The following is an 18,435-nucleotide window of genomic DNA, read 5'->3' on the forward strand; positions in this document are numbered from 1 at the left end:
CAGCCCAGCATGCCGGTCAGGCGGCCAGGATAGCCTTGATCTGACGCCAGCTCTCTGCATCGGGCGCGCAGAGCAAACCGGGGGATGGCCGTCCCGCGCGATGAACGCTGCCGTCAAGCATTGACATAGACGAGCTCATCGCCCTTTCGCGCAGCCACCGGCCGTTGCCGCCTAGCGCAACGGCCGAGGGTTAGCCGATGGTGACGAAGCTGTCGGACTGGACGCATTTGATCTTGCCAATCGCCGCCGCGGCCGGATCGATATTGCTCGGTGGAAAGGATCTTTCTGATGTTGATCTTGGACAAGCTTACGACGCTGCAAAAATTGCAGCGGAGCGTGATGCTGGAGCATTCCGCTGCGCGATTGATTGGTTCTTTGATGCCCTTTTTTGCGGTGGCCAAGAATTCCCCTCCGCGTTCGGGGGAGGATGATTCAATTCGCGGAATCGAGCTCAAACGGTTCAATCCCACCGCTCGACTTCCTCCTCGAACCGATCAGCCTGGCCCCGGAATAAGTTCGCGGCTCCAGGGCGATCCAGCAGGCTCAGCTGCCGCTCTATGAAGGCATCCGCCTGGGCCGAACTGCTGTCGCGATGCAATCCGCCTTGTGTGATGCGCCGTCGAGGCCCATAAGCAACGCTCCATGCGTGATGCGAATGGTTTTTCGCCGTGGTTTGCCATCGCAGGACAAGCGCCAGCGCTTCGCCGACATCACGCCCGAGGACTTTGACGCGATGATGAGTGTCAATTTGCGCCACGCCGTTTTCGCCGCACAGCTGGTGGTGCCGCATATGCGCGAACTAGGATCCGGCTCGATCGTCAATACGAGTTCGGTCGCCTGGATGCGTGGCATCGAGGATCTGCAGCTCTACAGCACGGCGAAGGCGGCCGCTATCGGGCTGACGAATTCCCTCGCGCGTGAGCTCGGCAGGGATCGCATCCGCGTCAACGCGATCGCACCGGGCTTCGTCGTCACCGAGCGCCAGCGCGCACTTTGGTTTGACGATAGCGCCATCGAGGGGGTGAAGCAGAGACAATGCCTGCCCGACATTATCGAGCCAGACGACATAGCCAACGCCGCGCTGTTCCTATGTTCGGACAGCGCTCGCATGATCACGAAGCATTGCCTGGTTGTTCATGCCGGCTCACTCTGATTGAGAGTACCGACAAGAGACGCGTGTATCTGAAAATCCGACAATGAGCAGTGCGCCGCATTTGCATGAGCTTTCTAGAACTGCCGATCGGCAGATTCGCAGCATCACGTTGCGTTCGAGTTCCGGCATGGAAGCAGAGGTCATCGACTACGGCGCGAGCCTGCGGGATCTGCGCGTGCCGAGGGCGGGCGGTGCGCTGCAGCGGGTTGTCCTTGGATTGGAGAGACTGGAGGACTATCCGGCGTACTCGCCTCACATGGGCGCGGTCGCCGGGCGCTTCGCCAACCGCATCGCCGAGGGGCGCTTCGTTCTGGGTGGCGTGGAATACCAGCTCCCGCGCAATCAGGATGGGCGCCACTCACTGCATGGTGGCGGCAACGGCTTCGGCAAGCGGCACTGGACACTCGTCGAGCAGAACGAGCGATCAACGACCCTTGCTCTGGTTTCGCCTGCAGGCGACGCTGGATACCCCGGAACGCTGCGCGTTTGGTGTCGATACAGCTTGACCGAAGACGAGACTTTACGCATCGAATTTTCGGCGACGACGGATGCAGCGACCGTCATAAATCTCGCTCACCATCCCTATTTCAAACTGGACAATACGGCGGACATCCTCGCCCACCGTTTGCAAATCGAGGGCGATCTCGTGCTTCTGACGGATGCGGACCTCATTCCCGACGGGTCTGTTGCCGCCGTGGCCGGCACGCCCTTCGATTTTCGAGAAGCCAGATCGATCCGAGAGCCGGGGCACGGCGAGGCGCCGACACGCTACGACGCGAACTTCATACTTCGACGGAGCCGCACAGAGCACGATCCCGCGTCCGGCATGGAACTCGCACATGCGGCGACATTGCGGTCAGACGCGAGTGGCCTGGGACTTGAAATCTGGACCACCGAGCCGTGCCTTCAGTTCTATGACGGCGCCAAGCTTGCCGTCGCGGTTCCCGGCCTTGGCGGGGCGACCTACGGGTCATTCGCCGGGGTTGCCCTGGAGCCGCAGCACGCGCCCAACTCACCCAACCTGGCGCATCTGCCGTCCACCGTCCTCTGTCCGGGAGCGGTCTATCGTCAGGTCAGCGAGTACCGGTTTTCGTGATCGCGACGGCTCTCATATGATTGGGATCAATCGAGAAATTGAGAATCATGTCCCGGGACTAAAAGGGCGAGCCGCACCAATAGCCGACTCTGGCTCATCGCCCGAAAGCCGACATCCCGGGGCGATCTGCTAAAGGCCCCTCTCTCGGTAGCAAAATTGGTGGGCTTTCCGGGACAAGAGCGGCGCCGTTGCACCGCTCTCCTCTCAAGCTGAGGGAGTTAGGATCATGCGTCTGATTGCGCTGAAACTGCCCAGGCTTCGCCGGAGGCCGCTTAGGTCACGTTGCTAGGGCTGGCCTATCCTGCATAGCGTAGTAGCACTCCTCGGCTTTCAGCTTTTCGAGAAATTGCCGATAGGCTCCAGCCGCCGTCATTGTTGAACCTCGAGGTGCCTTCCGCTCTTGCGGCCGCAAAACGCCTAGCAGAAATCAAAATCAACGCCCTCGTCGGCCTGGAGCACGTGCTCGTCATAGAGCTGGTCATAGCCACGGCGCTGGATCGCCTGAGGAGCTGGCAGCGCCTTGCGGCGCGTCTCGAGTTCGGCCTCGCCCACCAGAAGGTCGAGGCGGCGCTCGGCGACACTGAGCCGGATTCGGTCGCCATTGCACACCAGCGCGAGCGGCCCGCCGATTGCGGCCTCGGGCGCAACATGCAGCACGATCGCGCCATATGCCGTGCCGGACATGCGCGCATCCGAGATGCGGACCATGTCCTTGACGCCCTTTGAGGCGAGCTTGCGCGGAATCGGCAGGTAGCCGGCTTCCGGCATCGCCGCTGCGCTCTTGGGGCCGGCATTCTGCAACACGAGGATGTCGTCGGCGGTGACGTCGAGATCTGGGCTGTCGATCCGCGCCGCGAGGTCCTCCAGCGAGGAGAAGACCACCGCCCTGCCCTCATGCTCGAGCAGGCGCTTGTCGGCTGCGGCGCGCTTCACGATGGCGCCGCGCGGCGCGAGCGAACCGAACACGGCGACAAGGCCGCCATCGGGATCGACCGGCTCCGCGCGCGGGCGCACAATGCTGCGGTCGACCTGATCCACAAGCGGCTCGTCGATCAGCTCGCCGAGCGTCTTGCCGGTCACGGTCATGCAATCGAGATGCATCAGGTCGCGGAGTTCCTTCAGTACGGCGGGCACGCCGCCGCCGGCGAAGAAATCCTCCATGTAATTGTTGCCCACCGGTTTCAGGTTCACCAGCACCGGCGTCTCGTCGGAGAGCTTGTTGAGCCGGTTGAGGTCGACCTTTACCCCGGCGCGGCGCGCGATCGCGGTGAGATGAACCACCGCGTTGGTCGAGCCCGAAATCGCCAGCAGCATGCGCCAGGCGTTATCGATCGCCTTCTCGGTGACGATCTGCTTCGGCAGAAGTGTCGTCGTGCCGATGAGTTCGACGGCGCGCTTGCCGCTCTCCTCGGCGCAGCGCAACCGGTCGGCATGAACCGCCGGGATCGCGGCCGAGCGCGGCAACGACAGGCCGAGCGTCTCGGCGATGCAGGCCATGGTGCTGGCGGTGCCCATGACGGCGCAGGTGCCGGCTGTGGTGGCGAGCCGGCCCTCAACTACATCGATCTCCTCCTGATCGATGTCGCCCGCCCGGAAGCGGGCCCAGAAGCGGCGACAATCGGTGCAGGCGCCCAGGCGCTCACCCTTGTAGCGGCCGGTCGACATCGGCCCGGCCACGAGTTGCACCGTCGGGACATTGGCCGAGAGCGCGGCCATGAGCTGCGCCGGCACGGTCTTGTCGCAGCCGCCCATCAGGACGACAGCGTCGATCGGCTGCGCGCGGATCATCTCCTCGGTGCCCATGGCCATCAGATTGCGGAATTTCAGGCTGGTCGGCTTGAGGAAGACCTCGCCGAGCGAGATGGTCGGGAACTCAACCGGCAGGCCGCCAGCCATCAGCACGCCGCGCTTAATCGCCTCGAGCAGCTCGGGGAAGTGCCGATGGCAATTGTTGAAGCCGCTATAGGTGTTGGCGATGCCCACGATGGGACGCGCCAGCGCCTCGTTGGAATAACCCATCGAGCGCGCGAAGGAGCGGCGCAGATAGGCGGCGAATTCGGGGTCGCCGTAATTGGTCAGCCCACCGGCAATGCCGCGCCGCTTCGGTTCGTTCTCGCTCATGCCGCCGCCATCCCTCGAGCTGTCTTTTCGTCCGGCCAGGGTGTTCAGGCCGGCGCGTTATGGACGAACTTGGTGTTGAGATACTCGCGCACGCCCTCGGCGCCGCCCTCACGGCCGAAGCCGCTCTGCTTGATGCCGCCGAACGGCGCCTCCGGCACGGCGACGACCGTCGTGTTGACGCCGAGCACGCCCACCTGGAGCTCGCGCGTGACATGGTCGATCGCACGCTTCGAGCTAGCGAAGAGATAACCGGCCAAGCCGAACTCGACGGCATTGGCCCGCGCTATCGCCTCGTCCGCGCTGGCGCAGCGTACGATGGCCGCGACCGGCGCGAACGGCTCGTCCGCGAGGATCGAGGCATCCGGCGGCAGATCGGCCAGCACGGTTGGCTCAAAGAAATAGCCGCGGTTGAGGCTGGCCGGGCGCTTACCACCGGTGGCGAGCGTCGCGCCCTTGCCAAGGGCATCCTCGACCAGCCGCTCGGCCCGGTCGCGCTGGCGCGCGGTCGCGAGCGGGCCCATCAGGACGCCGTCGTCGAGCCCGTTGCCGAGGCGCAGGGCTTGCGCCTTCGCCGCCATCTTTTCGGTGAAGGTATCGGCGATCTTTTCGTGCACGAAGAAGCGGCTCGGCGAGGTGCAGACCTGGCCGGCATTGCGGTACTTGCCGCCGACGGCGGCGGTCGCCGCCTTCTCGACATCGGCATCGCCCAGCACGATGAAGGGGGCGTGGCCGCCGAGCTCCATGGTCATGCGCTTTACCGTGTCGGCCGCCTGGCGCATCAGGGTCTGGCCGACGCGGGTCGAGCCGGTGAAGGAGAGCTTGCGCACAGCGGGCGCCGCCATCAGCGGCACCACGACCTGCTGCGGCGAACCGAAGAGCAAGTTCACGGCACCGTTGGGAAGGCCGCCATCATGGCAGCAGCGCACCAGCTCGGCGACGCAGGCCGGCGCCTCCTCGGCCGGACGCAGGATCACTGTGCAACCGGCGGCGAGCGCCATGGCGAGCTTGCGAGAGGCCAGGCTGATCGGAAAATTCCAGGCCGCCAGCGCCAGCACGACGCCGACCGGTCCATGCGAAACCTCAAAGCGGGCTCCGGGCGTGCGCCCGTCGAGCATGTAGCCATGCAGGCGTCGGGCTTCGTCGGCGCAATAGTCGAAATATTCGGCGGAGACGGCGACCTCGGCGCGCGCCTCCGACAGCGGCTTGCCGATCTCCATGGTCAGCAGGCGCGCGATCATCTCCTGCCGCTCGCGCAGCAGTCCGGCGATCTTGCGCAGCACGTTGCAGCGCTCCCAAGGCAGCGTATTGCGCCACACCTCGAAGCCGCGCTCCGCCGCCGCCAGCGCAGCGGTGACCTCGGCCGCGGTAGAAGACGGCACCGAGCCGAGAGTCTCCTCGGTCGCCGGGTTGACGACCTCGATCCTCTCGGCGCCGGTCTTGTCGATATGGGCCCCGTCGATGAACAGGTTGGCGGCATACATTGTAGCAGTCCTCAATAGGGAAGCGGCTCAGGCCGCGTTGATCTCGCCGAGCAGGGCTTCGCTGCGGCGGGCCAGGATTGCGGTGTCCGAGCCGACGGCGATGTAGCTGTAGCCGGCGTCGAACAGCTCGCGCGCCTCTCCGACATTGAAGTTCAGGATGCCCGGCGCCCTGCCGGTTTTCTTGATCGCGTCGAGTGCCCGGTCGATCTCGGCCCGGACCTCGGGCGCACCCGGCTTGCCGAACAGGCCCATATTGGCGGCGAGATCATTCGGACCGACGAAGATGCCGTCGACGCCCTCGACGGCGCCGATCTCGGGGATCGCAACGGCGGCGGCCGGCGTCTCGATCTGCACGATGATACACTGTTCCTCGTGATAGCGTTCGTTATAATCCTTGATGCGTGCGTAGTTGTTACCACGCATGTTGCCGCTGACCCCGCGGATGCCGTGCGGCGGATAGCGCGTCGCGGCGACGGCGGCGCGGGCCTCCTCTGCATTCTGCACGAAGGGCACCATGAAGGAACGCACACCGGCATCGAGCAGGCGCTTCATCATGATCGGCTCGTTCCACGGAATACGGACCACGACTTCGGCCGTGCCGCCTTTGGCTGCTCGCAGGTGCTGGGAGACCTGCGAGGGGTCGACCGGCGTATGCTCCATGTCAAGCAAGAGCCAGGAATAGCCCGCGCCGGCGAGAATCTCGGTCGCGTTCAGGCTTTCCAGCGTCAGCCAGAGGCCGGGCTGGCGCTTGCCCTCAATGAGGCCGCGTTTGAACAGGTTCGGCTGCAGGGTCGCGTGCGACATTGTCGCTCCAATCGGTTCGTGAGGATCAGGCAGCTTTGCCGGCGGCGGAGCGCAGCTCGGCCCAGGGCGTCATCGCGTAGGTGTCGAGCGCCTTTGCGTCGAAATCGAAGCCGAGGCCCGGCCGCTGCGGCAGATCGATCATACCCTTGCGCACGGTGAGCTGCGTGTCGACGAGGCGGCGGAAGTTCAGCACCTGGTCATCGGCGAAGAACTCGACATAGCGCGCGTTCGGCGTCGCGGCGACGAGATGAGCGTGCAGATCGTGGAACCAGTGCGGACACAGCGTTATGCCGAAGCTCGCCGCGGCCGCGGCGATACGGCGAAACTCGCTGATGCCACCGCAGACGCAGGCATCGGTCTGCAGGATCGCAGCGCCGCCCTTGCTCATCAGCTCCATGAAGCGCCAGCGTCCCACCTCGATCTCGCCGGTCGCGATCGGCATCGCGACCTGCTGGGCGAGGCGGGCATGGTTGTCGATATCGTCCGGGCTGAACGGCTCTTCGAGGAAATACGGGTCGTACTGCTCGTACATGCGGGCGAAACGCAAAGCCGTCGGAAGGTCCGACCAGGCGTTGTTGGCGTCGAGCATCAGGATCGTGTCGTCGCCGATGCGCTCGCGCACCGCAGCGATGCGCTCCTCCTCCTGAGCGAGGCCGAAGCGGCCGACCTTCATCTTTACGGCCGTGTAGCCCTCGTCGACGTAGCCGCCCATCTCGGCGGCGAGATGCTCGGGTGTCTTGCCTTCGACATAGTAGCCGCCGCTGGCATAGGCCGGGACGCTGTCCTTGACCGCACCGAGGAATTTGTAGAGCGGCAGGGTGGCAGCGCGCGCGTTGCGGTCCCAGAGCGCGGTGTCGAGCGCGCTAATGGCGCGGACAACCGTACCGGCGCGGCCCTGCAGCAACGCCTCCTGGTACATCGCCTGCCAAAGCCCCTCGACGCGATAGGGGTCCTCGCCGATCAGGACCGGCGCGAGGAGTGCGCGCACGGCCTCAGTGAAGAGCCCGCCACCGGCGCTGCCGACATAACAGAAGCCGATGCCCTTATGGCCGTCATCGCCCTCGACCTCGACCACGCCATAGTGCCGCTCGGTGACGCGGCGGCTAGAGAGCGAGGTCACCTTGTCGAGCGGAATACTGATGCTGCGGGCGCGCACGGCGCGGATCTTGGTCATCGCTGGCTTCCTTCTAAAGGGCGGAGGCACGGATGGCGTGTCCGGCGAGAAGCCGCTCAACCTCCGGCGATCCTGTCATCATCAACTTTTTTGTCAACAATATTGGCGAATAAACTTAAACCTTAGCCGGTTGCGCGCCAGGCGTGGCTAGAGCGAGCCGCCGTTGATGGTGAGGCACTGCTTGGTGATCATCCGTGCCGCGTCCGAGCACAGGAAAAGCGCGGTTTCGGCGATGTCCTGCGGCTCGATCGCATCGGGCAGGCATTGCAGGGCGATGGTGCGCTTCTCAGCCTCCGCATCGTGCCACAGCGCCCGCTGACGCGGCGTCGCGACATAGCCCGGCGCGATCGCGTTGACGCGGATACGGTCAGGTCCGGCGGCGCGTGCCAGCGAATTGGTGAAGCCGATCACCGCCGCCTTGGCGGCGCTGTAGAGCGGCACATTGGCGATGCCGCGCATCCAGGCGACGGAGGTGGTATTGACGATCGAGCCGCCGCCAAGGCCGCGCATCTGCGGCAGCACGCGCTGCGCCGCGAAGATCGCATGGCGCAGGTTGACGTTCATCATCCAGTCGAAATCGTCCGGCTGCATGGCGTCAATGTCGTGGCGCTGGTCGACGGCTGCGTTGTTGATCAGTCCGTGCACCGGCCCGAGCCTCTCGCCGACGCGGTCGATGGCCGTGCCGAGCGTCGCAATGTCGAGGAGGTCGCAGGCGACGAAGAGGACGTTCGCGCCTTCGCCGCGCAGGCTGGCTTCGAGAGTCCTGCCCGCCTCCTCTTGCTTGTCGATGAAGGCTGTCTTGCAGCCACTCGCGGCAAAGGCACGGACATGCGCCTCGCCGATGCCGGAGGCGCCGCCGGTAATCAGAACCACGCGGCCGGCGAGGTCGGGATAATGTCCGCGAGGCGTCATGCGATCCGGCTTTCGGTCTTGGGGTCGAACAGGCAGGCCTTGGCGGTGTCGATGGCGAAGTGCGCGACCGAGCCGACGGCCGGGCGCGCATCCGGCCGCATCCGGGCCATGATCTCGCTCTGGCCGACGCGGATCAGCGCCATGGTCTCGGCGCCTGTCGGCTCGATCATCTCGACCGTCGCCGGCAGGCTGGAAGCAGGCCTGGCCGGCTGCTCATCGCCGGACAGCGTGATGCATTCCGGCCGTATGCCGAGCACGACGTCGCGGCCGACCCAGTCCTTCATCGCCGCGGTCGCATTCGGCAGCGGCACGGCGGTAGTGGCGTCCGGCCCGACCATGGCCGCGATCTCGCCGCCCGACGCGACAAGCTTGGCGGGCAGCGCGTTCATCGGCGGCGAGCCCATGAAACGGGCGACGAAGAGATTGGCCGGCTGATCGTAGATCGTTTGCGGATCGGCGAATTGCTGGATCACGCCGCCATTCATCACGGCAATGCGCGTCGCCAGCGTCATCGCCTCGACCTGATCATGGGTGACGTAGACCATAGTGGTGCCGATGCGCTGGTGTAGGCGCTTGATCTCCATGCGCATCTCGACGCGCAGCTTGGCATCGAGATTGGAGAGCGGTTCGTCGAACAAGAAGAGCACGGGGTCGCGCACCAGCGCCCGGCCCATCGCGACGCGTTGGCGTTGGCCGCCGGAGAGCTGGCCCGGCCGCCGATCGAGCAAATGCTCGATCTGGAGCAGCTTGGCGACACGGGTGACGGCCTCCTTCTGCTCGGGCTTGGGAATGCCGCGGCACTCCATGCCGAAGGTGATGTTGCCGCGCACGGTCATGGCCGGATAGAGCGCGTAGGTTTGGAAGACCATGGCGATGTCGCGGTCCTTGGGCGGGACGCCGGTGACCTCTCGGCCGCCGATCCCGATGCGCCCGTCGCTGGCCTGCTCGAGCCCGGCGATGACGTTGAGCAAGGTCGACTTGCCGCAACCGGAGGGCCCGACGAGCACGATGAACTCGCCGCTCTCGATGGCAAGATCGACGCTCTTGAGCACTTCGACCGAGCCGAAGCGGACGCGCAGCTTTTCGACGGAGAGAGCTGACATGGGTTTGACCTATTTGACCGCGCCGGCCGTCAGGCCGCGCACGAAGTACTTGCCCCCGAACAGGTAGACGAGCAGCGTGGGCAGGGCGGCGATCAGCACGGAGGCGCTTTCGATGCCGTATTCACGGGCCTGGGCGATGTTGGCGCTCAGCGCCATCAGCGCGGCGGTCACCGGCCGAGCCGAGCCTTCCGAGAAGGTGATGCCGTAGAGGAATTCGTTCCAGATGCCAGTGAACTGCCAGATGACGGTGACGATCAGGATCGGCGGCGAGAGCGGCAGGATGATCCGCCAGAAGATCTGCAGAAAGCCAGCGCCGTCGACCTTCGCCGCCTTGATCAAGTCCTTCGGCACGTTGACATAATAGTTGCGGCAGAACAGCGTGGTGAAGCTCATGCCCTGCACGACATGAATGAGGACAAGGCCGCTCAGCGTGTTCGACAGGCCGAGGTCGCGCAGCGTGATCGCCCAGGGCACCAGCTTCATTTGCGCCGGCAGGAAGACGCCGAAGGTGATGATGCCGAAGATCAGGCCGGCGCCCTTGAAGCGCCAGAGTGAGAGCAAATAGCCGTTCATTGCGCCGAGCAGCGTCGAGATCAGCGTCGCCGGGACCGCGATCAGCAGCGAGTTCCACATATACGGGCTGATGCCCGAGCAGATGCCGGCGATGCAGTAGGAGCCCCAGGCCTGGACCCAATTGTCGAACCGGAACTCCCTGGGGAAGCCGAGCACCGAAGTCTGGGTGATCTCCTGGAAGCTGCGGAACGAGTTCAGGATCACCACGATCAGCGGTGTCAGATAGAAGGCCGCGAAGGCGATCAGGACGACGTAGAGCAGGATTCGGCTGCCGCGGGTCGAAAGAGAACGGGCCTCAACCAAGGCCGCCTCCCTTGCCGCCGCGCATGCGCTGGAGGATCGCATAGGGCAGCAGGACGATGAGCAGCGAGAGCAGCAGCATCACGGCGGCGGCCGAGCCGGCGCCCATCAGGCCGCGCTGGAACATGTAGTCGTAGACGACATTGGTGGGCAGCGTCGTGGCGATCCCGGGGCCGCCGGCGGTGAGCGCTCGCACTAGATCATAGGTCTTGATCGCGGTCTGCAGCAGGATGACCAGGACCGAGACGACGATCGGCCAGATCGCCGGCACCATGATGCGCAGATACATCCGGGACGGGCCGGCGCCGTCGATCGCGGCGGCCTTGTAGAGATCGCCGTCGAGCGAGCGCAGGCCGGCCAGGAACAGCGCCATGGCGAAGCCGGAAGCCTGCCAGATCGCCGCGATCACCACGCAGTAGATCGCCATGTCGCGATCGACGAGCCAGCCGAAATTGAACTGCTCCCAGCCGAGGCTACGGACGAAATGCTCGACGCCGATGGTCGGGTTGAGCAGCCAGGCCCAGACCGTGCCGGTGACGACGAAGGACAGCGCCATCGGGTAGAGGTAGATGGTGCGCAGCAGGTTCTCGGCGCGGATCTTCTGGTCGATCAGGATCGCCAGCAGCAGGCCGAGGCCCGTCGCGCCGAGGATGAAGCCAAGTCCGTAGATCGTCAGGTTGAAATAGGCGACCTGCCAGATCCGGCTGCGCAGCAGCGCCCAATAATGCTTGAAGCCGACGAAGCTGTATTCGGGCAGCAGCGTCGAATCCGTGAATGAGATCACCACCGTCCAGAGCGTGAAGCCGACGACATAGCTCACCGCCGCGGCCGCGATCAGCCCGGCGACGATTCGGGTCAGCAGATCGGGGACGTCGCTGAGCCAGGAGCGGCGCGGCGCCGTCCGGGCGGGGCGCGTCTGCCCCGCCTGCATCGTTGTGGCGGTTTGGTTCATGGCGATACGGGTCGAGGGCTCAGCGCACCGTGTCGACGGCGTCGGCGAGGCGTTTCTGGGCCTCTTCCGGCATTATCTTGTCGTTATGGACGTACTCGGTCAGCACATCGCGCAGCGCCGCCGTCACCGGGCTGGTCTGGGCCATGTTGTGGCCGAGGCTCATGATCGCCTGGTTGGCGGCGATGGCGCCGGAGAGGTTCTTGGCGGCGTCGCGCTGGCAATCCTGGAAGCCGGCATCCGACAGGTCGATATCGGTGCGGACCGGGATCGAGCCGTTGATCTGGGTGAAGGTCCTGGCGAATTCCTTGCTCATCGCCACCTGGGCGGTCGCCTTCTGGCCGGCGAGGAGATCGGCATTCTTCGTGTCCCAGAAGATCATGCCGTCGGCATTCATATCGAAGACCGGCTTGCCGGTATTGTTCGGAGTCGGGCCGCAGAGGAAGTCCTTGCCCTCCTCGAAATTGCCCTTCTTCAGCACGCCGGAAGCCCAGCCGCCCATCATCAGGAAGCCGTAGTCGCCCTTCATCAGCGCCGGCAGGAAGACGCTCCAGTGCTGGCCAGCATTGGACGGGCTCATCCATTTGGTGAGCTGGCGAAGCTGCTTGAAGGCGGCGAGCACTTCAGGCCCGCGCAGGGCCTTGTCGTCGAGTTCCATGATCGACTTGCGATAGGCGTCGGCCGAGATGCCGGCGAGCGTCAGCTCGAAATACATCGCATCGGCCCAGCCGATGCCGCCATGGGCGACGGGCGTGATGCCGGCGGCGGCCATCTTGGCGGCAAGCGCGTTGAATTCGTCCCAGGTCTTGGGCAATTCGGTGGCACCGACCTTGTCCATCGCCTTCTTCGAGGCGAAGAGCGTGTTGACGCGGTAGATCTGCAGCGGCAGCGCGATCCAGTCGCCCTTGGGCTTGTGGATCTTGGCGAGGTCGGCCGAGATGTTCTTCTCGTAGTCGGTCGCCTTGACGACGTCGTTGAGGTTGACGGTGGCGCCGATCGCCGACCAGGCCTTGATCTCAGGCCCCTTGAGCTGCGAGGCGGCCGGCGGCTTGCCCGCGATGATGTCGGCGCGCAGCTTGTTCATCATGTCGGTGGTGAAGCCGGAAACGGGGCTATGCTCCCATTTCACGCCCTTCTCGGTCACCATCTTGCCAAACGCGTCCATGGCGGCGCCCTCGGCACCGGCGCTCCATTGCGAAATCACGGTCAGGCGAGGCTCGGCCTGGGCCGGCGCGTGGACGAGACAGGCCGCGAGGAGCGCCAGGCCGGTCGTTCGGAACAGCGATGCTTTCATGATGTCCTCCTGAGAATCCTCGGTTCGGTGCCATCGCTTGCATCGCGTGGCCTGCGGCCCCTCGTAGGAGGCTGGTAGGGCGGCACTCATCTCTCTCGCCGCGACTCCTAGAGACTGTTGAAAATCTTGTCAACAATTTGGTTGATGATTTGGGCGACGGAACTCCTGTCGTCATGGTCGACCTGTCCCGCCCATCCATGTCCTGGCTCTCGAACGCGCTCCTGAAGCCTTGGGTGCTCGCCATAAGGGCGAGCATGACGGCATGCGGCCAGTCGTGCGTTCGCTCCGAATTCAGCCCTTTGCGACCACCGCGACGGCGCGCTTGGCGCGCGCATTGATCTCAGCCCAATCCGCCGCCTCGATCAGATCGCGCGGGGCGAGCCAGGCGCCGCCGGCGGCGAAGCAATTGGCGAGTTCGAGATAGCTCATGACATTACCGTCGCTGATGCCGCCAGTCGGGCAGAAGCGGATATCGGGATAGAGCGGCAGGACGTGCTTCAGCATCGCCGTGCCGCCCATCAGGTCGGCCGGGAAGAACTTAAGCTCATGGAAGCCGTATTCGCGCGCGGCCAGCATTTCCGACGGCGTCACCGCGCCGGGGACGAGCGGGATATCGACCTTCTCGGACGCCAGGGCGAGGCGCTCGGTCAGCGCCGGGCTGACAGCGAAGAGCGCCCCCGCATCGCGGACCTTCGCCAGTTGCTCGGGTTTGGTGACAGTGCCGGCGCCGACGATCGCCTGCGGCACGGCCTTGCGCATCCGCGCGATCACCTCCGGGGCCGCCTCGGTGCGCAGCGTCACCTCCAGCGCCATCACGCCCGCGCTGACCAGCGCCTCGGCTAGCGGCACGGCATGCTCGGGATTCTCGACATGGAGCACCGGGATCAACGGCGCGGCCTTGCCGATCAGGGCAGAAAGCAGGGTCTTGGTCATGGCAGTACTTTCAGGAGGTTGGGGAACGGAAACGAGTTCGGCTCAGGCCGTCGCGGCGGGCTTGAGGTAGCTCTGTGCCGGCGGGCTGCGCAGCTTCAGGATGGTCTCGCGCCGCGCCGGCTGGAGCCGCACCGGCGGCAGGCCGCGCAGGATCAGGCCGAGATCGTCGAGCACCATCTCGCCGATCATGCGCATTGACGCCGGCATGCCGCCGGCCCGGTGCGGCGAGAGCAGCAGGCGGCTGCTGCGGATGAGGCTGTCGGCGGGCAAAGGTTCAGTCGGGAACACGTCGCTGGCGGCGCGAAAACGCCCGGCATCGGCGAGCGCGGCGAAGGCATCGAAATCGATCACACCTGCCCGGCTCGCGAGCACGACGATGCTGTCCGGCGCGATCAGCTCCAGCTCCTTGCGCCCAAGGAAGCCCTGGTTTTCCGAGGTCACGCCGGCAAGGATGAAGATGAATTGGGAGGTCGCGAGCAGCGTCTCCAGCGAAACCGGTTCGGCCTGCTCCTCGCGCAGGACATTGTCCGGCAACCAGGGGTCATGGATCTGCACATGCGCGGCGAAGCCGGCGAGCAGCTTGCGCAGCGCCCGGCCGATATTGCCGTAGCCGATGATCCCGACCCGCGCGCCGCTCAGCAGCACGGCCCCGGCATTGCCGGCGGAGCCGTAAAGCTCGCCGCCCGCACGCATCGAGGCATCGGCGGCAGTGACGCCACGCGCCAGATCGAGCGCAAGAGCCAGCGACATCTCCGCCACGGGAACGGCGAAGGCGGGCGCGATCGAGAGCACGGAGATGCCGCGCCCGAAGCACGCAGGGTAATCGACGTTCTGGTAGAAATTGCCCTCGACATTGATCAGCGCTCGCAGCTTGGGCGCCCGCGCGATCCGCTCGGCCGGCAGCGGCGCCTGGCCGATGATTGCGACCGTCTCCGGCAGCCAGCGCTCGACCACCGCGTCGGACATCGGCGCGGCCGTATCCTCGATGACCTCTGCCATCTCGTTCAGGCGCCGCCATTGCCCGGCGTCGAGAATGCGCTCGCGCAGGCGCGGATGCGGGTCGAGCATTACGACCGGCTTCGTCATCGCGGCGGCTTTCGCAGGCCCAGGACGGCGTCGATCCGCGCCTCGTCGACGGCCGGGCGCATCGGCGCGTCGAAGGCTGCTTCGGTCACGGGGATGATGTGATCGGCGATGAAGGCCGCACCCTCGGCGGCGCCGCGATAACGCTCCTTTAGGTAGCATTCCCATTCCAGGCAGGCCCAGCCATCGTAGTCATGGGCGGTGAGCAGCGAGAAGATCGACCGGAAATCGATCTGCCCGTCGCCGGGGCTACGGAAGCGGCCGGGCCTCCTGGCCCAGTCCTGGTAGCCGCCATAGACGCCGCTGCGTGCGGACATCCGGAACTCGGCGTCCTTCACGTGGAAGGCCTTGATCCGCTCATGGTAGATCTCGATAAAGCCGAGATAATCCATGTGCTGCAGCAGGAAATGGCTCGGATCATAGAGCAGGTTGCAGCGCGGATGCCCGCCAAGGAGCGCCAGGAAGCGCTCGAAGGTCGCGCCGTCATGGAGGTCTTCGGACGGATGCAGTTCGAAGCAGAGCTCGATGCCATCAGCGCCATAGGCGTCCAGGATCGGCCGCCAGCGCCGCGCCAGCTCGCGGAAGCCTGCATCGAGCAGCCCCTCGGGCGCCGGGGGATAGGGATAGAAATAGGGCCAGAGCAGCGAGCCGCTGAAGCTGACGATCCTGTCGACGCCGAGCCGGCGCGCCGCCTTGGCGGCAAGCAGGAGCTGGTTCTTCGCCCATTCAGCCCGCGCTTCCGGTTTGTTCCGCACCGCTGCCGGCGCAAAGCCGTCAACCGTCGCGTCATAAGCCGGATGGACCGCCAGCAAATGGCCATGGCGCTGGCAGGTCAGCTCGGTGAGCTCGAGCCCGTGCTTGGCCAGCGTGCCCAGAAATTCGTCGCAATAGGTTTGGCTCTCGGCCGCCCTGGCGAGGTCGAACATGTGGCTCTGCCAGGTCGGGACCTGCAGCCCCCTGAAGCCGAGCCCGGCCGCCCAGGCGCACATGCCGTCGAGCGTCGAGAGCTGCTCGTTGGCATCGATGAACTGGGCGATGAACAGGCCCGGTCCCTTGATCGTGCGCATGGCGGGGTCTTTCGTGGCAAACCCGGCGCGCTTAAGCGCGCCGGGTGATCGTCATGGATGCGAAGCGTCGCCGCTCAGAACACCGGCAGGTCGCCGACCGGCACGTTCAGGAACTTGCGGGTGAGCGTGTCGATCTCGCCGCTCTGCTTGGTCAGGAAGACGAAGGTGTTGAGGAACTGCAGCAGGTCGGCGTTCCCCTTCTTCACCGCCATGCCCATGTAGAGGGCGTTCAGCGTGAACTTGCCCTCATAGTCCTTGCCCGGGCTCATCTTGTTGAGCGCGGACGGGGTCAGAAGGCCGCCGCCGATGAAATCGGCCTGGCCGGTCAGGAGCGCCTGCTGCACGCTGGCATCGTCCTCGAAGCGCAGGATCTCGGCGCCGACCGCGTCGCGCGTCACGGTGATGTCCTGCGGGCTGCCGCGCGGCACCGCGATACGCTTGCCCTTGAGCTCGGCCATCGAGGTGAAGGGCGTGCTCTTCGGGGCGATCAGGATCAGCGGGTTCGGCGCGTAGGGCGAGGTGAACCAGACCTGCTTGGCGCGCTCGGCGGTGATCGAGAGGGTCGAGAGCACCATGTCGATGCGCCCGCTCTGCAGGAAGGGGATGCGGCCCGGGCTGTTCACCCGCTCGATCTTCAGCCTCACACCCATTTTATCGGCCACGAGCTTGGCATAGGCAGGATCGAACCCGGTCGGCTCCTGCTTCTCGTCGAGGAAGCCCCAAGGCGGGTTGGTGAGATCGATGCCGATGACGATCTCGCCGCGCTTCACGATCTCGTCGACCGTCTGCGCCCTGGCGGATGCCGTCGCCAGCATGGCGGCGGCGGCCATCGAGACTCCGATAAGTGCTTTCCTGAGCATTGTTAGTCCTCCCGTCGTTTCGTGTCCCAAGGCGTTGTTTTCTTGTTTCGCCTAGCGTGCGTTGCCCTTGGCCAACCGGGCCTCGAGGCTCTGACTCCACTTCGACAAAGGCCAGCAGATCACGAAGAAGACGCAGGCTACGAAACCGTAGACGAAGAGCGGCTTCAGCGTGGAGTTGTTGATGAACTGCCCGGCGCGGACGAGTTCGACGAAGCCGATGATCGAGGCGAGCGAGGTGCCCTTGATCAGCTGGACGAGGAAGCCGACGGTTGGCGGAATCGCGATGCGCAGCGCCTGCGGCGCGATCACCAGCCGGAAAGTTTTTGGCCGCGTCAGCGCCACCGAATATGCGCCCTCCCACTGGCTGCGCGGCACTGCCTCGACGCTGCCGTACCAAATGTCGCCGAGAAAGGCCGAGGCGTGCAGGCTGAAGGCGATCAGCGCGGCGGTCCAGGGATCGAAGCGGATGCCGATCAGCGTGCCGCCGAAGAAGACCAGAAAAAGCTGCATCAGCAGCGGCGTCGCCTGGAGGAACTGGATGTAGCCGAAAGCGACAGCGCGCACGAGCTTCAGCCGCGACAGTCTTGCCGCCAGGATGCCGGCGCCGACCACGCCGCCGCCGGCGATCGCCAGCACCGAGAGCAGCAGCGTCCAGCGCGCGGCGCTCAGCATGTAAATGAAATCGTTGATGTTGAGGTCCCGGATCATAAGCCGGGGACCCGCTGCCACTGGCCGTTGCTGCCGAAGCTGCGCAGGTAGATGACGTTGAACAGCGCCCGGAAGACGAGCACCATGATCAGGTAGATGAAAGTGACGACGAGATAGGTCTCGAATGTCTTGAAATTGGCGGCCTGGATCGAGTTCGCCACCGAGGTCAGCTCGTTCGCCGAGATCGCCGAGACCACGCTGGAGCCGAGCAGCACCATGGTGAATTGGCCGGCGAGCGGCTGGTAGATGATGCGCAGGGCCGGCGGCAGGATGATCAGCCGGAAGATCTGCAGGGGCCGGAAGCCGAGCGCCTTGCCGGCCTCGGTCTGGCCATGCGAGATCGCCTCGATACCGGCGCGCACGATCTCGGTGGCATAGGCGCCGAGATTGATCACCATGGTCAGGAGCGCCGCCTGGTTCGGCGTCAGCCGGAAGCCGAGCGCCGGCAGGCCGAAGAAGAAGAAATAGAGCTGCAGCAGGAACGGAGTGTTGCGGATCACCTCGACATAGACATTGACCACGGCCTTGGCCCAGCTCGGGCCACTGGTCTTGGCCCAGGCGCCGACGATCGCGACGATCATGCCGAGAATGACCGCCTGAACGGTCAGTTGCAGCGTCAGGGCGGAGCCGACCATAAGCTGATCGAACGCTGCGAAGACCGAGCTGAAGTCGAAATACTGGTCGTACATCGCCCCGCCTTACGCGCCGGCGCAAATAGGCGGGGTGCAGCCATGCGAAGCGGCACCGGCTACCCTGCCGGTCCCTGGCAAATCCGCCTCCTCCCGAGCCGATGGTCGTTGCAAAGCGCCATCTCCTGTTCTGTT

General features: G+C 65.2%; 18 protein-coding genes. 3 read left to right on the forward strand and 15 right to left on the reverse strand.

Annotated elements, in window-relative coordinates:
• Positions 1-197: 197 nt before the first annotated feature.
• From NWE53_RS28315 to NWE53_RS28325, 3 genes are all read left to right on the forward strand, one after another.
• The gene (locus NWE53_RS28315; RefSeq protein ID WP_265055529.1) at positions 198-431 is read left to right on the forward strand and encodes a hypothetical protein; all 234 of its coding nucleotides are present in this window, start codon (positions 198-200) and stop codon (positions 429-431) included.
• A gap of 161 nt (positions 432-592) precedes the next feature.
• Positions 593-1,153 carry an SDR family NAD(P)-dependent oxidoreductase gene (locus NWE53_RS28320; RefSeq protein WP_265055530.1) on the forward strand — a complete coding sequence of 187 codons (561 nt, stop codon included), beginning with the start codon at positions 593-595 and terminating at the stop codon, positions 1,151-1,153.
• A 43-nt stretch (positions 1,154-1,196) separates the two neighbouring features.
• Complete coding sequence (locus NWE53_RS28325) at positions 1,197-2,249, forward strand: aldose epimerase family protein (protein WP_265055531.1); 1,053 nt, start codon at positions 1,197-1,199, stop codon at positions 2,247-2,249.
• 417 nt (positions 2,250-2,666) lie between these two features.
• On the opposite strand, the gene NWE53_RS28330 is transcribed toward NWE53_RS28325, so the two are convergent.
• The 15 genes from NWE53_RS28330 to NWE53_RS28400 all read right to left on the reverse strand — a co-directional run bounded on the left by NWE53_RS28330 (position 2,667) and on the right by NWE53_RS28400 (position 18,300).
• Positions 2,667-4,370 carry an IlvD/Edd family dehydratase gene (locus NWE53_RS28330; RefSeq protein ID WP_265055532.1) on the reverse strand — a complete coding sequence of 568 codons (1,704 nt, stop codon included), beginning with the start codon at positions 4,368-4,370 and terminating at the stop codon, positions 2,667-2,669.
• Between the two features lie 44 nt (positions 4,371-4,414).
• On the reverse strand, positions 4,415-5,851 hold the full coding sequence (locus tag NWE53_RS28335) for an NAD-dependent succinate-semialdehyde dehydrogenase (protein ID WP_265055533.1): 1,437 nt from the start codon (positions 5,849-5,851) through the stop codon (positions 4,415-4,417).
• Between the two features lie 27 nt (positions 5,852-5,878).
• A complete protein-coding gene (locus tag NWE53_RS28340) occupies positions 5,879-6,655 on the reverse strand; it encodes an HpcH/HpaI aldolase family protein (protein ID WP_265055534.1) in 777 nt (258 codons plus the stop codon).
• A 25-nt stretch (positions 6,656-6,680) separates the two neighbouring features.
• Entirely contained in the window at positions 6,681-7,829 is a 1,149-nt protein-coding gene (locus NWE53_RS28345; RefSeq protein ID WP_265055535.1) for a mandelate racemase/muconate lactonizing enzyme family protein, read from the reverse strand.
• A 147-nt stretch (positions 7,830-7,976) separates the two neighbouring features.
• Complete coding sequence (locus NWE53_RS28350; RefSeq protein WP_265055536.1) at positions 7,977-8,741, reverse strand: SDR family NAD(P)-dependent oxidoreductase; 765 nt, start codon at positions 8,739-8,741, stop codon at positions 7,977-7,979.
• A complete protein-coding gene (locus NWE53_RS28355; RefSeq protein ID WP_265055537.1) occupies positions 8,738-9,844 on the reverse strand; it encodes an ABC transporter ATP-binding protein in 1,107 nt (368 codons plus the stop codon). Before NWE53_RS28355 ends, NWE53_RS28350 begins: the two co-directional genes overlap by 4 nt.
• A gap of 9 nt (positions 9,845-9,853) precedes the next feature.
• Positions 9,854-10,720: a carbohydrate ABC transporter permease gene (locus tag NWE53_RS28360; protein ID WP_265055538.1), complete on the reverse strand. Its 867-nt coding sequence runs from the start codon at positions 10,718-10,720 to the stop codon at positions 9,854-9,856.
• Positions 10,713-11,669 carry a carbohydrate ABC transporter permease gene (locus NWE53_RS28365; RefSeq protein ID WP_442865095.1) on the reverse strand — a complete coding sequence of 319 codons (957 nt, stop codon included), beginning with the start codon at positions 11,667-11,669 and terminating at the stop codon, positions 10,713-10,715. The genes NWE53_RS28360 and NWE53_RS28365 overlap by 8 nt, the downstream gene beginning before the upstream one ends.
• Before the next feature lie 19 nt (positions 11,670-11,688).
• Positions 11,689-12,960: an ABC transporter substrate-binding protein gene (locus NWE53_RS28370; RefSeq protein ID WP_265055539.1), complete on the reverse strand. Its 1,272-nt coding sequence runs from the start codon at positions 12,958-12,960 to the stop codon at positions 11,689-11,691.
• Between the two features lie 291 nt (positions 12,961-13,251).
• Positions 13,252-13,893, reverse strand: coding sequence for a bifunctional 4-hydroxy-2-oxoglutarate aldolase/2-dehydro-3-deoxy-phosphogluconate aldolase (eda, locus tag NWE53_RS28375; RefSeq protein WP_265055540.1), 642 nt, complete (start codon positions 13,891-13,893; stop codon positions 13,252-13,254).
• Positions 13,894-13,935: 42 nt separating this feature from the next.
• Positions 13,936-14,979, reverse strand: coding sequence for an NAD(P)-dependent oxidoreductase (locus tag NWE53_RS28380; RefSeq protein ID WP_265055541.1), 1,044 nt, complete (start codon positions 14,977-14,979; stop codon positions 13,936-13,938).
• The gene (locus NWE53_RS28385) at positions 14,976-16,043 is read right to left on the reverse strand and encodes a sugar phosphate isomerase/epimerase family protein (protein ID WP_265055066.1); all 1,068 of its coding nucleotides are present in this window, start codon (positions 16,041-16,043) and stop codon (positions 14,976-14,978) included. The genes NWE53_RS28380 and NWE53_RS28385 overlap by 4 nt, the downstream gene beginning before the upstream one ends.
• Positions 16,044-16,117: 74 nt before the next feature.
• Entirely contained in the window at positions 16,118-16,873 is a 756-nt protein-coding gene (locus NWE53_RS28390) for a transporter substrate-binding domain-containing protein (RefSeq protein ID WP_265055067.1), read from the reverse strand.
• Positions 16,874-16,954: 81 nt separating this feature from the next.
• The gene (locus NWE53_RS28395) at positions 16,955-17,611 is read right to left on the reverse strand and encodes an amino acid ABC transporter permease (protein ID WP_265055068.1); all 657 of its coding nucleotides are present in this window, start codon (positions 17,609-17,611) and stop codon (positions 16,955-16,957) included.
• Complete coding sequence (locus NWE53_RS28400) at positions 17,608-18,300, reverse strand: amino acid ABC transporter permease (protein WP_265055069.1); 693 nt, start codon at positions 18,298-18,300, stop codon at positions 17,608-17,610. Before NWE53_RS28400 ends, NWE53_RS28395 begins: the two co-directional genes overlap by 4 nt.
• Positions 18,301-18,435: the final 135 nt, after the last annotated feature.

It is taken from the genome of Bosea sp. NBC_00550 (assembly GCF_026020075.1).
Taxonomy (GTDB): Bacteria; Pseudomonadota; Alphaproteobacteria; order Rhizobiales; family Beijerinckiaceae; genus Allobosea.

Excerpts from the sequence above, each read along its gene's own strand:
- NWE53_RS28315 (WP_265055529.1), top strand. The coding sequence starts at position 198 with ATGGTGACGAAGCTGTCGGACTGGACGCATTTGATCTTGCCAATCGCC.
- NWE53_RS28320 (WP_265055530.1), top strand. The coding sequence starts at position 593 with ATGCAATCCGCCTTGTGTGATGCGCCGTCGAGGCCCATAAGCAACGCT.
- NWE53_RS28325 (WP_265055531.1), top strand. The coding sequence starts at position 1,197 with ATGAGCAGTGCGCCGCATTTGCATGAGCTTTCTAGAACTGCCGATCGG.
- NWE53_RS28330 (WP_265055532.1), bottom strand. The coding sequence starts at position 4,370 with ATGAGCGAGAACGAACCGAAGCGGCGCGGCATTGCCGGTGGGCTGACC.
- NWE53_RS28335 (WP_265055533.1), bottom strand. The coding sequence starts at position 5,851 with ATGTATGCCGCCAACCTGTTCATCGACGGGGCCCATATCGACAAGACC.
- NWE53_RS28340 (WP_265055534.1), bottom strand. The coding sequence starts at position 6,655 with ATGTCGCACGCGACCCTGCAGCCGAACCTGTTCAAACGCGGCCTCATT.
- NWE53_RS28345 (WP_265055535.1), bottom strand. The coding sequence starts at position 7,829 with ATGACCAAGATCCGCGCCGTGCGCGCCCGCAGCATCAGTATTCCGCTC.
- NWE53_RS28350 (WP_265055536.1), bottom strand. The coding sequence starts at position 8,741 with ATGACGCCTCGCGGACATTATCCCGACCTCGCCGGCCGCGTGGTTCTG.
- NWE53_RS28355 (WP_265055537.1), bottom strand. The coding sequence starts at position 9,844 with ATGTCAGCTCTCTCCGTCGAAAAGCTGCGCGTCCGCTTCGGCTCGGTC.
- NWE53_RS28365 (WP_442865095.1), bottom strand. The coding sequence starts at position 11,669 with ATGAACCAAACCGCCACAACGATGCAGGCGGGGCAGACGCGCCCCGCC.
- NWE53_RS28370 (WP_265055539.1), bottom strand. The coding sequence starts at position 12,960 with ATGAAAGCATCGCTGTTCCGAACGACCGGCCTGGCGCTCCTCGCGGCC.
- eda (WP_265055540.1), bottom strand. The coding sequence starts at position 13,893 with ATGACCAAGACCCTGCTTTCTGCCCTGATCGGCAAGGCCGCGCCGTTG.
- NWE53_RS28380 (WP_265055541.1), bottom strand. The coding sequence starts at position 14,979 with ATGACGAAGCCGGTCGTAATGCTCGACCCGCATCCGCGCCTGCGCGAG.
- NWE53_RS28385 (WP_265055066.1), bottom strand. The coding sequence starts at position 16,043 with ATGCGCACGATCAAGGGACCGGGCCTGTTCATCGCCCAGTTCATCGAT.
- NWE53_RS28390 (WP_265055067.1), bottom strand. The coding sequence starts at position 16,873 with ATGGCCGCCGCCGCCATGCTGGCGACGGCATCCGCCAGGGCGCAGACG.
- NWE53_RS28395 (WP_265055068.1), bottom strand. The coding sequence starts at position 17,611 with ATGATCCGGGACCTCAACATCAACGATTTCATTTACATGCTGAGCGCC.
- NWE53_RS28400 (WP_265055069.1), bottom strand. The coding sequence starts at position 18,300 with ATGTACGACCAGTATTTCGACTTCAGCTCGGTCTTCGCAGCGTTCGAT.